Annotated in this window: 10 protein-coding genes; 5 read left to right on the top strand and 5 right to left on the bottom strand. The window is 67.1% G+C overall.

Annotated features, from left to right (window positions below):
• Nucleotides 1-45 precede the first annotated feature (45 nt).
• On the top strand, nt 46-2,670 hold the full coding sequence (gene alaS, locus ACXJKJ_RS17500) for an alanine--tRNA ligase (RefSeq protein WP_457391305.1): 2,625 nt from the start codon (nt 46-48) through the stop codon (nt 2,668-2,670).
• A 400-nt stretch (nt 2,671-3,070) separates the two neighbouring features.
• Entirely contained in the window at nt 3,071-4,207 is a 1,137-nt protein-coding gene (locus ACXJKJ_RS17495; RefSeq protein WP_457391304.1) for a serine hydrolase domain-containing protein, read from the top strand.
• A 28-nt stretch (nt 4,208-4,235) separates the two neighbouring features.
• Here ACXJKJ_RS17495 and ACXJKJ_RS17490 read toward each other — a convergent pair whose 3' ends face one another.
• The 5 genes from ACXJKJ_RS17490 to ACXJKJ_RS17470 all read right to left on the bottom strand — a co-directional run bounded on the left by ACXJKJ_RS17490 (nt 4,236) and on the right by ACXJKJ_RS17470 (nt 10,031).
• Nucleotides 4,236-6,356: a methyl-accepting chemotaxis protein gene (locus tag ACXJKJ_RS17490; protein WP_457391303.1), complete on the bottom strand. Its 2,121-nt coding sequence runs from the start codon at nt 6,354-6,356 to the stop codon at nt 4,236-4,238.
• A gap of 87 nt (nt 6,357-6,443) precedes the next feature.
• Nucleotides 6,444-6,968, bottom strand: a complete 525-nt coding sequence (locus tag ACXJKJ_RS17485; RefSeq protein ID WP_457391302.1) for a chemotaxis protein CheW — start codon at nt 6,966-6,968, stop codon at nt 6,444-6,446.
• A 29-nt stretch (nt 6,969-6,997) separates the two neighbouring features.
• Nucleotides 6,998-9,121 (bottom strand): chemotaxis protein CheA, encoded by a 2,124-nt coding sequence (locus ACXJKJ_RS17480; RefSeq protein WP_457391301.1) that lies wholly within the window; start codon nt 9,119-9,121, stop codon nt 6,998-7,000.
• A 25-nt stretch (nt 9,122-9,146) separates the two neighbouring features.
• Nucleotides 9,147-9,509 carry a response regulator gene (locus ACXJKJ_RS17475; RefSeq protein ID WP_056199337.1) on the bottom strand — a complete coding sequence of 121 codons (363 nt, stop codon included), beginning with the start codon at nt 9,507-9,509 and terminating at the stop codon, nt 9,147-9,149.
• Nucleotides 9,510-9,563: 54 nt separating this feature from the next.
• Entirely contained in the window at nt 9,564-10,031 is a 468-nt protein-coding gene (locus tag ACXJKJ_RS17470; RefSeq protein ID WP_056199334.1) for a hypothetical protein, read from the bottom strand.
• A 197-nt stretch (nt 10,032-10,228) separates the two neighbouring features.
• On the opposite strand from ACXJKJ_RS17470, the gene ACXJKJ_RS17465 reads away from it, so the two are divergent.
• The 3 genes from ACXJKJ_RS17465 to ACXJKJ_RS17455 form a co-directional block, all read left to right on the top strand.
• A complete protein-coding gene (locus ACXJKJ_RS17465) occupies nt 10,229-11,386 on the top strand; it encodes a response regulator (RefSeq protein WP_457354275.1) in 1,158 nt (385 codons plus the stop codon).
• Nucleotides 11,383-12,030, top strand: a complete 648-nt coding sequence (locus ACXJKJ_RS17460) for a response regulator (protein ID WP_056199324.1) — start codon at nt 11,383-11,385, stop codon at nt 12,028-12,030. Before ACXJKJ_RS17465 ends, ACXJKJ_RS17460 begins: the two co-directional genes overlap by 4 nt.
• 216 nt (nt 12,031-12,246) lie before the next feature.
• A partial coding sequence (locus ACXJKJ_RS17455) for an efflux RND transporter periplasmic adaptor subunit (protein WP_457391300.1) occupies nt 12,247-12,803 on the top strand: 557 nt, incomplete at its 3' end.

Here is a 12,803-nt window from a genome sequence, read left to right as displayed (position 1 = left end):
TACAATCGCCCCTCCTTGTCACAGACCTTTTCCAGGAAACCCCGGATGAAAGCCGCCGAGATCCGCCAGACCTTTCTGAAGTTCTTCGAGTCGAAGGGCCACCAGATCGTCGCGTCCAGCCCCGTCGTGCCGGGTGACGACCCGACGCTGCTGTTCACGAACGCCGGCATGAACCAGTTCAAGGACGTGTTCCTGGGCTTTGACAAGCGCGCCTACTCACGCGCCACCACCAGCCAGAAGTGCATCCGCGCCGGCGGCAAGCACAACGACCTGGACAACGTCGGCTACACGGCGCGCCATCACACCTTTTTCGAGATGCTGGGCAACTTCAGCTTCGGCGACTATTTCAAGAAGGACGCGATCAGCTATGCCTGGGAGCTGCTGACGGTCAACTTCAAGTTGCCGGCCGACAAGCTCTGGGTCACCGTCTACGAGGAAGACGACGAGGCCTACGAGATCTGGAACAAGACCGTGGGCGTGCCCGCCGAGCGCATCGTGCGCATCGGCGACAACAAGGGCGCGCGCTACATGTCCGACAACTTCTGGATGATGGGCGACACGGGCCCCTGCGGCCCCTGCACCGAGATCTTCTACGACCACGGCCCCGACGTCGCTGGCGGCCCCCCGGGCTCGGCCGAGCAGGACGGCGACCGCTACATCGAGATCTGGAACAACGTCTTCATGCAGTTCAACCGGACTGAAGACGGCGTGATGCACCCGCTGCCCAAGCCCAGCGTGGACACGGGCATGGGCCTGGAGCGCCTGGCTGCGGTTCTGCAGCATGTGCATTCCAACTACGAGATCGACACCTTCGTGACGCTGCTGGCTGCGGCCAAGAAGGCTGTGGACGCGGCCGGTGGTGACGACTGTGACGCCACCAGCCCGTCGCTGAAGGTCATCGCCGACCACATCCGCGCCTGCTCGTTCACCATCGTCGACGGTGTCATTCCCGGCAACGCCGGCCGCGGCTATGTGCTGCGCCGCATCGCCCGCCGCGCCATCCGCCACGGCTACAAGCTCGGCGCCCGCACGCCGTTCTTCCACAAGCTGGTCGCGGCGCTGAGCGCCGAGATGGGCGAGGCCTACCCCGAGCTGCGCCAGGCGCAGGCCCGCGTCACCGACGTGCTGAAGCAGGAGGAGGAGCGCTTCTTCCAGACCATCGCCACCGGCATGGAAATCCTCGAAGCAGCCCTCGCCAAGGGCGGCAACGTCGATGGCGACACGGCCTTCAAGCTGCATGACACCTACGGCTTCCCGGTCGACCTGACCGCCGACGTCTGCCGCGAGCGTGGCGTGACGGTGGACGAGACGCGCTTCAACGAACTGCTGGACGAGCAGAAGAACCGCGCCCGCGCCGCCGGCAAGTTCAAGATGGCGCAAGGCCTGGCCTACAGCGGCGCGCCGACCGAGTTCCACGGCTACGAGCACCTCGTCTGCGAGCACAGCAAGGTGACGGCCATCTACGTCGATGGCGCTCAGGTCAACGAGGCGCAGGCCGGCGACGATGCCGTCATCGTGCTCGATCACACGCCCTTCTACGCCGAGAGCGGCGGCCAGGTCGGCGACGCCGGCGAGCTGCGCAACGGCACGACGCGCGTCGTCGTCGCGGACACGATCAAGATCCAGGCCGATGTGTTCGGCCACCATGGCCAGGTCGTGGAAGGCTCGGTCAAGGTGGGCGATGTGTTCGTTGCCCGCGTTGACGCCGAGCGCCGCGCCAAGACCGTGCGCAACCACAGCGCCACCCACCTGATGCACAAGGCCCTGCGCGAGGTGCTGGGTGCCCACGTGCAGCAGAAGGGCTCGCTGGTTACGCCTGAGCGCACGCGCTTCGACTTCGCGCACAACGCGCCGATGACGGCCGAGGAGATCCGCGAGGTCGAGTCGCTCGTGAATGCCGAGATCCTGGGCAATGCCGGGGCCAACGCCCAGGTCATGGCGCTGGACGACGCGCAGAAGTCGGGCGCCATGATGCTTTTCGGCGAGAAGTACGGCGAGACGGTGCGGGTGCTGTCCATCGGCTCCTCCAAGGAGCTCTGCGGCGGCACCCACGTGAAGGCCACGGGCGACATCGGCCTGTTCAAGATCGTGGCCGAGTCGGGCGTTGCAGCTGGCATCCGCCGCGTCGAAGCCGTCACCGGCGACAACGCGCTGGCCTATCTGCAGCTGCTGGAAACCACGGTGCAGGGTGCCGCGATGACGCTCAAGACCTCGCCGCACGAGCTGGGTGCCCGTCTGCACGCGGTGCTGGACCAGATCAAGTCGTTGGAGAAGGAACTCACCGCTGCCAAGAGCAAGCTGGCCTCCGCCCAGGGCGATGAGCTGCTGGCCCAGGCCGTGGACGTGGGTGGCATCAAGGTGCTGGCCGCCAAGCTGGAAGGCGCCGACGCCAAGACGCTGCGCGAGACCATGGACAAGCTCAAGGACAAGCTGAAGACGGCGGCCATCGTGCTGGCCGCGGTCGACGGCGACAAGGTCCAGCTGGCGGCCGGCGTGACGGCCGACAGCATTGGCAAGGTCAAGGCCGGCGAGCTGGTCAACTTCGTCGCCCAGCAGGTCGGTGGCAAGGGCGGCGGCAAGCCTGACCTGGCCATGGCGGGCGGCACGCAGCCGGCCGGCGTGGCCGCGGCGCTGCAGAGCGTGGCGGGCTGGGTGGCTGAGCGCGTTTGAGGAAAACTGCCCCTCGCCCAATCTCGCCGCGCTGAACGCCGGCGAGCTTGGTCGGTCCCCCGAGGGGACGGCGATACTTGCCGGATCGACCGGCAAGCACATCGCCAGACGGGCCGGCTTGGGAGCGGCCCTGCGCTCGGCCCGGAATACCGCCGACTTACCGATCTAATGAATTAGGCCCGCTCATCGCGGGCCTTTTTCTTTGGCGGGTACGGCCTGGGGCAGCAAGCTGCCGACCATGCCGACGATCGTGCGTTTCGTCGGCAAGTGCTGGCCCGCGAGGAGGGCGCCGACAACACTGCGCCGGCCCTCCAACCCTCCCCATGCCGCATGGCGGGCGGTCCTGCCTCGCCGTGTCGAGCCGCGGGATCGGTGTGTCCAGAACAGAAGAAACCCCGTGATGAACCACAGAATCTGCGCGATCGCCCTGGCCGCATGCGCCGCCTCGTTCACAGTCCTTGCAGCCGATGCGCCGCAGGCGCCCGCGTCTGCGGTCAAGGCGGCGCCCACCCTCGGTCTGCAGGCTCGCCTCGAAACCAGCGTGGGCGGCAAGGTGCCCGCCATGGGCGCCGTGGTGATACGCGGTGGCCAGGTGACGGAGCTTGTGGTGGCCGGCCTGCGCGCCAAGGGCGACGCCGAACCGGTCCGGCCGGGCGATGTCTGGCACCTCGGCTCCAACGGCAAGGCCATGACGGCCACGATGGTCGCGCGGCTGGTGGAACGGGGCGTGTTGTCCTGGGACGCCCCGCTGAGTCAGTTGCTACCCGAGCTGGCCGTGGACATGCAGACCGCCTATCGTGACGTCACCCTGCGTGACCTGCTCGCACACCAGGCCGGCCTGCAAGCGGACATTGATGAATCCTGGATGGCGGTGTTCTACAAAGACAAGCGCCCTTTGCACGAACAGCGCCTGGCCTTCGCCCGCATCGCGTTGGCGCAGCCTCCCGCCTTTGCACGCGGTGCCGGCGACGGCTACTCGAACTCGGGTGTGCTGATCGCCGGCCTGGCCGCCGAGCGCGCCGCTGGCTTGCCCTACGAGACCCTGTTGCAACGCGAGCTGTTCGAGCCGCTGGGCCTGCGCAGCGCGGGGTTTGGTGCCACCCACCGCGGCCAGCCCTTGGGGCACAAGGCTGGCGAACCCGTCGAAGGCGTGGAGGCGGGCAACCCCGCCGTCATTGCGCCGGCCGGGGGCATCACCATGTCGCTGGAAGACTGGTCCAAGTTCGCGGTCGACCAGATGGCCGGCGAGCACGGACGCGGCAAGCTGCTGAAGGCGCAGACCTACCACCTGTTGCACCAACCGGCGCGTGAAGGCGGCAAGTTTGCGCTTGGTTGGCGGGCGCAGAACAGCATGGCCGGCGTGAACGCCCGCCACCTCGCCCACACCGGCAGCAATCAGGCCTGGTTCGCCCTCATCGTGCTGAAGCCGGACACCGAAGATGCCGTGCTGGTGACCAGCAACGCCAGCGAGGACGTCGAGGCCGACAAAGCCGTCCGCGCGGTGGCAGTTGCCACGCTCAAGGCCATGGCGCCCTAGGCGGGCATCAACAAGGAGCGCCCAGGGCTCAGAAGGTTTCCCAGTCGCCTTCGGCGGCCGCCGGTGCCGGTGCCGGTGCCGGGGCAGGGCGGGGCGCGACGACGGAGGCGGGCTTCGCGGCAGCGGGCTTGGGTGCTGCCGCCTTGAAAGGCGCCTTGGGTGCTGCGGCCTTTGGAGCGGGTGCGTGCGCCTTCGTCGGTGCCGGGGCGCTGGCCCTGCGCTGCGGCTCGCTGCCGGCCACGCGGAACACGGCGACGGCCTCGACAAGGCGCTGGGCTTGCTCCTTCAGGCTCTCGGCCGCAGCGGCGGACTCTTCCACCAGGGCGGCGTTCTGCTGCGTCATCTGGTCGAGTTGCACGACCGAGGTGTTGACCGAATTGATGCCCTCGCTCTGCTCGGTGGCGGCCGAGCTGATCTCGCCAATGATGTCCTGCACGCGCTGCACGCTGGAGACGATCTCGCCCATCGTCGTGCCGGCCGTCTGCACCAGACGGGCGCCGTTCTCGACGCGCTCGACGCTGTTGCCGATCAGCGCCTTGATCTGCTTGGCCGCCTCCGCGCTGCGGCCGGCCAGGGAACGCACCTCGCCGGCCACGACCGCGAAGCCGCGGCCCTGCTCGCCGGCGCGCGCCGCTTCCACAGCGGCGTTCAGCGCCAGGATGTTGGTCTGGAAGGCGATGCCGTCGATGGTGCCGATGATGTCGGAGATCTTCTTGCTGGCGACATTGATCTCGTCCATGGTCGTGACGACCTGGCCGACGACCTCGCCGCCGCGTGTCGCGGCCGCCACGGCGGACTGCACGAGCTGGTTGGCCGTGCGGGCCGAGTCAGCGGTCTGCCGCACGGTGCCGGTCAGTTCGCTCATGGACGAAGCAGCGTTCTGCAGGTTGCTGGCTGTTTGCTCGGTGCGCTGGCTCAAATCCAGGTTGCCGGTCGCGATCTCGGTGCTGGCCGTGCCGATGCTGTCGACTGAATTGCGCACCGTGCCGATGGTGGTGGCCAGGCGCTGGCGCATGCCCTCGGTGTCCTGGATCAGTGAGCCGATCTCGTCGTTGCGACTGCTGCTGACCGACTGGGTCAGGTCGCCCTCGGCAATCGCGCCGACGGCCTTCTGCAGCGAGGCCAGCGGCTGTGCGACCCAACGGCGCATCATCCACATCAACCCGAAGCCCAGGCCCACGGCAGTCAGTGCGAGGGCGCCCCAGAAGAACCACAGCGTCGTGCGGCCGGCGGCCTGAGCCTCGCCGCGTGAGACCTGGGCGACGACCCAGTAGCCGGTCTTCTCGCTCTTGCGCGCCACGGCGAAGTTGTCGGTCTTGCCGTTGCCCAGCACATCGGGCACGTCGTCCAGCACGACGGCGCTGGCGGTCTGTTCGGCCAGCGTCTTCTCGAAGCCGGGTGCGACGCTGGACAGCAGCTTGCCCTTGGCCGACGGGTGTGCGGCGAGCAGGGCCTTGGTCGGGTCCTTGGGCACGGCCACGATATAGGTGCCGCCGTGCTCGAAGAACTTGGCGCTGCCGGCCATGCGGTCCATGGCGAGCTCGAAGGCGTCGAGGTCGAAGCCGACGAAGAGAATGCCGATGACCTTGCCGGCGTCGCTTTTGATCGGTTCGTAATGCGTCATGTAGGCGCGGCCGAACAGCAGCGCGCGGCCGGTGTAGGGCTTGCCGGCGGAAACCGTGGCATGGGCAGGATGCTGCTTGCCCAACATCGTGCCCATGGCACGCTCGCCCTTCTCGTTCTTCAGCGAGGTCGTGATGCGTTCGAAGTCGTCGCCCTTGGCCGCGAAGACGGTGGCCACGCCGCCGTTGACGGCCGCGAACTTGTCGACCTGGGTGAAGTTGCCATTGAGCTTAGGCCCCCAGTCGCGCAGGTCGCCGGTGGCCTCGTCCAGCGTGAAGCTGGGACCGAAATCCTGGCGGAAGGAGCCGAAGCTGCGCTGGATCTGCTTGGCGGCGACATCGTCCATCGCCTGCATTGCATCGACCAGCGACTCGGCCTTGTCACCGACCCAGGTCTGCACCTGGTCATTGGCGGACCGCTTCAACAGCGTGCCGACGATGAGGCTGACACCCAGCAGCACCACTGCAACGGCGACTGCGCCGGTCAGAGACACCTGGCGGGCAATGGAGTTGTTGGGCTGACTCATGCGAATCTCCAGGGGCCAAAGCAAGCAAGGCTCCGCACACCCCGCCTCGTTGCGGGGGGCACGTGAACAGGAATCAGGGCAGGGCGGTCAAGCGGCGATGGCCGCTTCCATCAGGCCCATCTCGGCACTGCTCATCAGGCCTTCGATATCCATCAGGATCAACATGCGGTCGCCGACGGACCCGATGCCGGTGATGAAGCTGGTATCCACCGACGCCGAGCTCAACTCGGGGGCCGGCTTGATCGCGTCGCGGCCCAGCTCCAGCACGTCCGAGACCGAATCCACGACGGCGCCGACGACGCGGTTCTTCACGTTCAGCACGATGACGACCGTGAAGCTGTTGTACTCGGCGCTCGGGCAGTTCAGCTTCAGGCGCAGGTCGACGATGGGGACGATGACACCGCGCAGGTTGACGACGCCCTTGATGAAGTCCGGCGCATTGGCGATGCGCGTGGGCTGCTCGTAGGAACGGATCTCCTGCACTTTCAGGATGTCGATGCCGTATTCCTCGGAGCCCAGGCGGAAGGTCAGGTACTCGCCGCTCTTGGGGCCGTGGGCCTTGGCGCTGAGGGCACCGGGTTGGCGCAGGGCAGGGACGTTGCTGGCTTCCATGCAGACCTCCTAGTTATGTGTGTGATGGTTCAATGGCGCGAACGACGCACAAGGCTGCCGACGTCCAGGATCAAGGCCACGCGGCCGTCGCCCATGATGGTGGCGCCGGACACGTCATTGACCTTGCGGTAGTTGGCTTCGAGGTTCTTGACGACGACCTGCTGCTGGCCGAGCAGTTCGTCCACCAGCAGCGCGACGCGGCCGCCTTCGGCCTCGACGACGACCATGATGGAGCTGACGTGCTCGAAGTCGAAGCGCGGCACGTCGAACACCTTCTCAAGCTCGATGACGGGCATGTACTCGTCACGCACCTCGACGACGCGGCCGGAGCCGGCGACGGTCTTGATGGTGTCGGACTGCACCTGGAAGGATTCGACGACGGAGGACAGCGGCAGGATGTAGCACTCGTCGCCAACGCCCACGCTCATGCCGTCCATGATGGCGAGTGTGAGCGGCAGGCGCACAGACACCTTCATGCCGTAGCCTTCCGCCGAGTCGATCTCGACCGTGCCGCCCAGCGACGTGATGTTCTTCTTGACCACGTCCATGCCGACGCCGCGGCCGGACACGTCGGTGACCACATCGGCCGTGGAGAAGCCGGGCGCGAAGATCAGGCTCCAGCACTCGGCATCGGTCATCGTGTCCGGCGCGTCGATGCCCTTCTCGCGGGCCTTCTTGATCAGCTTGTCGCGGTTCAGGCCGCGGCCGTCGTCGCGAACCTCGATGACGATGCTGCCGCCCTGGTGAGAAGCGACCAGCGTGATCGTGCCCTGCTCTGGCTTGCCGCGGACGGTGCGGTCCTCCGGCATCTCGATGCCGTGGTCGCAGCTGTTGCGCACCAGGTGGGTCAGCGGGTCGGTGATCTTCTCGACCAGGCTCTTGTCCAGTTCGGTGGCTTCACCCTGGGTGACCAGTTCGACCTTCTTGCCCAACTTGGCCGCCAGGTCGCGCAGCATGCGCGGGAAGCGGTTGAAGACCGTCGACATCGGAATCATCCGGATCGACATGACCGATTCCTGCAGATCGCGCGTGTTGCGCTCCAGGTCGGCCAGGCCCGAGGTCAGCTGCTGGTACATCGCCGGGTCGAGTTCGCGGCTGTTCTGGGCCAGCATGGCCTGGGTGATGACGAGTTCGCCGACGAGGTTGATGAGCTGGTCGACCTTCTCGATCGACACGCGCAGCGTCGTCTGGTCCATGGCCGCGGGCTTGGCCTCGGCCTTGGCGACCGGCGTGGCGGGGCGGGTCGGCACGATGGCGGCCGTGGGCGCGGCCTCCGCGGCGGGCGCTGCCGCAGCGACACTTTCGGGCACGCCGGGGGCGTCATCGAAGAAGCCGTAGCCTGGGTCGGCGGACGGTGCCTCGGCCGGTGGTGCGCCGGGCGCACCGTCGTAGAAGCCGAAGCCGGGGCCGAGCGGGATCAGCTTGACCTGCTCGCGGGCGACGTGGAAGGTGAAGAGGTCCAGCAGGTCGTTGTCGGTCGAGCTGGTCAGCACCTTGAAGCGGCGCATGCCGTCGGAACTCTGGCCGGCGTCCAGCGGCTCGATGTTGCCGAGGTCGGTGATTTCCTTGAAAAGCTCGACCAGGTTGTCGGCCAGGCTGAGGTCGGTCAGCGGGCCGACCTGCAGTTCCAGCAGGCGCGCGCCGGACTTGAGCGGTACGGCGGGCGCCGCGGCAGCAGGCGCGGTTGCCGCCTTGGGTGCCGGAGCGGCTGCTGCAGGTGCGGGCGCGCCGCCGCCTTCGACGAAGCTCTTGATGCTGACCAGCAGGTCGGTCGTGTCGAATACGTCGCCGCCCGAGCCCTGATGGCGGGCGAGCTGGGTGCGCAGCGCGTCGCCGGACTGCAGCAGCACGTCCACCATGGCGGCGTTGGGCTGCAGCTCGTGGCGGCGCAGCTTGTCCAGCAGCGTCTCCATCTGGTGGGTCAGCTCGGCGACATCGCTGAAGCCGAAAGTTGCCGCGCCACCCTTGATGGAGTGGGCGCAGCGGAAGATGGCGTTCAACTCCTCGTCGTCGGCCGCCTCGACGTTCACATTGAGCAGCAGCCGCTCCATGTTGTCGAGGTTCTCGCCGGCTTCCTCGAAGAAGACCTGGTAGAACTGGCTGAGGTCGATGCCAGCACTGATGCTGGCGCCTTCTGTGGTCATGTCGCCCATGGCTGTTGCTCCGGTGGACCGAACTTCAGCGAATGACCTTGCCGATCACTTCGATCAGCTTGGCCGGGTCAAAGGGCTTGACCAGCCAGCCGGTGGCGCCGGCAGCCCGGCCCGCCTGCTTCATCGCATCGCTGGACTCGGTGGTCAGGATCAGGATGGGCGTGGTCTTGAACTTGGGGTTCTCGCGCAGCTTCTTGGTCAGGCTGATGCCATCCATGCGCGGCATGTTCTGGTCGGTCAGCACGAGGTCGAAGTCACGCTGGCCCGATTTCTCCCAGGCGTCCTGCCCATCCACAGCTTCCACCACGTTGAAGCCGGCGTTCTTGAGCGTGAAGGCCACCATCTGGCGCATCGAGGCCGAATCGTCGACAGCGAGGATTGAGTGCATTTGAGTTTTCTCCGAGAGAACGTTGCCTGGGGGCTGAATTTAGCTTGGGGGGATTCAGAAAAGTTCGATGGAGCCGGCGTCCATCTCATCCTGCGTGACCGGGTTGGGCCGCAGCGGTGCGATCTCGACGACGGCCGCGCCGTCCTCGTCATCCGCACCGAAGGCGTCGCGGGCCAATTGGTCGGCGCAGTTGCGCAGGCGCTGGCTGGTGTGGGCGATGAGCTGGGTTGCCATGTCCTGGAACTGCAGCGCTGTGATGGCGCCGGCAATGTCCTGCATGATCTGCTTCAGGCCTTCGGAGGCCGGCGTGCCGTCGCTGCTGCTGAGCAGGGACATGACCTCGCCGGACGCGCTGTAGAAATGCGTGGACAGGGCTTCACCGGCATCGTCGAGAAGGCGCTGCAGGCGCTCAAGGTCGTTCGTCACCGTCATCAGGTGATCCTGCAGTTCCGCGGCCGCCAGCAGCGGCATGGCGGCCACGGCTCCATCGAATTCGGCGGCGGTGGAAGGTTCTGTCTGCATCGTGTCTCCGCGAGGGGATGCTGCTTCTTGTCCCAGCCCTGTGGATACCCTCAGGGCGAATGCATCATGGCATGTTCACTCCTTTTTCGGCCCCTGTCGACCTGGAGATGTCACGAGAACGAGCCGTATTACCGCTCTGACCCGCGTCAAGTGTGGCGCCGGGCCACCTGCCGCGAGCGGCGGCATACTGCGCCCCCATGACGATTTCTGCTATGGAGCAGGCGCCCCGGGTCCTGCGTGTGCTGCATGTCGAGGACTCCGAACTCGACCATCAACTCATCCTTGCCCAGCTCGGCCGTGCGGGGCTCAAGGTCGAGATGCAGAGGCTGGACGCCTTGCCCGCCGTGCTGGCCGCGCTGGAGCGCCCCTGGGACGCCATCATCTCGGACTACAACCTGCCTGGCTACTCGGGCCTGGATGTGCTGGAGGCGGTGAAGGCGCGCCAGCTGCTGACGCCTTTCATCCTCGTTTCCGGCGAGATCGGCGAGGACACCGCCGTGGGCGCGATGCGCAATGGCGCCTCCGACTACCTGCTGAAGAACAACCTGAACCGGCTGGCACCCGCCCTGCTGCATGCCATCGACGCCGCCGAGAACGAAAAGGCCCGTGTGGCCGCCGATCACGAACTGGTCAAGTCCAAGCAGCGCCTGCACCAGTTGGCCGGCCACCTGCAGACCAGCGTCGAGCTGGAGCGTGCCGCCATCGCGCGGGAGATCCATGACGACGTCGGCGGGTCCTTGACCGCCGTCAAGTTCGACCTCGCCTGGATCGATCGCCATGCCCAGGAGCCCGAGGTGCGCCAGCGCGTTGCCGCGGCATTGGAGACTGTGAATGCCGCCATCGAGGCCAGCCAGCGCATCATGCACAACCTGCGTCCGGCTATCCTGGAGCAGGGCCTGGTTGCCGCCCTGCAGTGGATGACGGCCCGTTTCGAACGCCGCACCGGCATCGAGGCTGGCCTGCGCATCGGCGAAGAGCGGCTGGCGCTGCCCTCCGGCGTGCCGCTGGTGGCTTACCGCACGGCGCAGGAGGCGCTGACCAATGTATCCAAGCATGCGCTGGCGACCCGGGTCGACATCGAACTCAGCCAGGACTCCGGCGTGCTGACGCTGGAGATCCGCGACAACGGGCGCGGCATGGGGCGGGGCGACCTCGCCAAGGAGCGGTCCTTCGGCATCCGTGGCCTGCACGAGCGCGCCGCGACGGTGGGCGGCTGGGTCGACTTGTCCAGCCCGCCGGGCGGCGGCACCAGCCTGATCCTGACCGTGCCGCTGGCCCAGGACGCCATCGACGCACTGGACGACTCGACCGACTTCGGCAAGGATGACGGCCAATCCATCTGGGGACGCGCGTGATCAAGGTCATCCTCTGCGACGACCACGGCCTGATCCGCCGCGGCATCCGTGACACGTTGGCGGATGCCCAGGACATCGAGGTCATTGGCGAGGCCGGCGACTACACCGAGCTGCGCGGCCTGCTGCACACCCTGGGCAAGGACAACCCCTGCGACGTGCTGGTGCTGGACATCAACATGCCCGGCCGCTCCGGCCTGGACGTGCTGCATGTGCTCAAGGACGAGGGCAACCCGGTACGCACGCTGATCGTGTCCATGTATCCCGAGGACCAGTACGCCATCCGCGCGCTCAAGGCCGGCGCCTATGGCTATGTCAACAAGGGCGGCGACCCCGCCACGCTGGTGCAGGCCGTGCGCACCGTGGCCCAGGGCCGAAAATATGTAACGCCCGAGATCGCGCAGATGCTGGTCGAAAGCCTGACCGCGCCCGTCACCGAGCAGGCCCACCACAAGCTCTCCGACCGCGAGCTGCAGACCCTGGTCATGATCGCCTCGGGCAAGCGGCTGTCCGACATCGCCGAGGAGCTGATGCTCAGCCCCAAGACCGTCAGCGTCTACCGTGCCCGCATGCTGGAGAAACTGGGCCTGAGCAACAACTCAGAGTTGACGGTCTATGCCATCCGCAACGGACTCGTCGCCAGCTGAATGACGCCGGCGCACCAAGCCTGACGGCCGCCGTTCATCGCCCCTGGCTGTCGATTCGCCACCGCCAGCCGCCGTCCATCGATTGATGACATGCTGTGGCAGCAGCCACTGCACAATCCGCCCCGGTTCCAAATGGGTGGTCGAAAGACCGGTGCTGCTGCGGGCCTGAGGGTCCGCCCAAGCCAACTGTTCAGGGGGCATGTCATCGATACCGGATTGCTGAAAGAGTTGCGCATCGACGGTGCGCATCGCGAGGACCATGGCGACGGCGGGCCGCCCAAGTGGGTCTGGGCCCTGGTGGTGGCCGTCGTGCTGCTGGCCGCGGGCGGCGCCTGGGCCTGGTGGTGGCTGTCGGGGAACAAGCCGATCCCGGTGCAGACGGTCACGGTCCGCGCCAACGGTCAGGGCGCCAGCGCCGATGCAGTCCTGCAGGCGACGGGTTATGTGACGGCGCGCCGCATGGCGACCGTCTCGGCCCAGATGACCGGCACGCTGACTGAGGTGCTCATCGACGAGGGCTTCAAGGTCAAGAAGGGGCAGGTCCTGGCCCGGCTCGATGACACCGGCTTGAAGGCGGGCCTCGCCGCGGCCCAGGCGCAGATACGCACGGCCGAAGCCAATCTCGGCCAGGTGCGCGCCCAGCTCGCCCAGGCCCAGGCCGACGAGCGACGCCAGGCCGAGCTGAACGCCAGCGGCATGACGACGCGCCAGTCGCGCGAGCAGGCGGCCACGGCGGTGAAGACCGTGTCCGCGCAGATGGAGGCGTCTCAGCG

Source organism: Roseateles sp. P5_E1 (genome assembly GCF_054049335.1).
The sequence above is the reverse complement of the archived record's forward strand: the minus strand, read 5'-3'. Positions and strand labels throughout refer to the sequence as shown.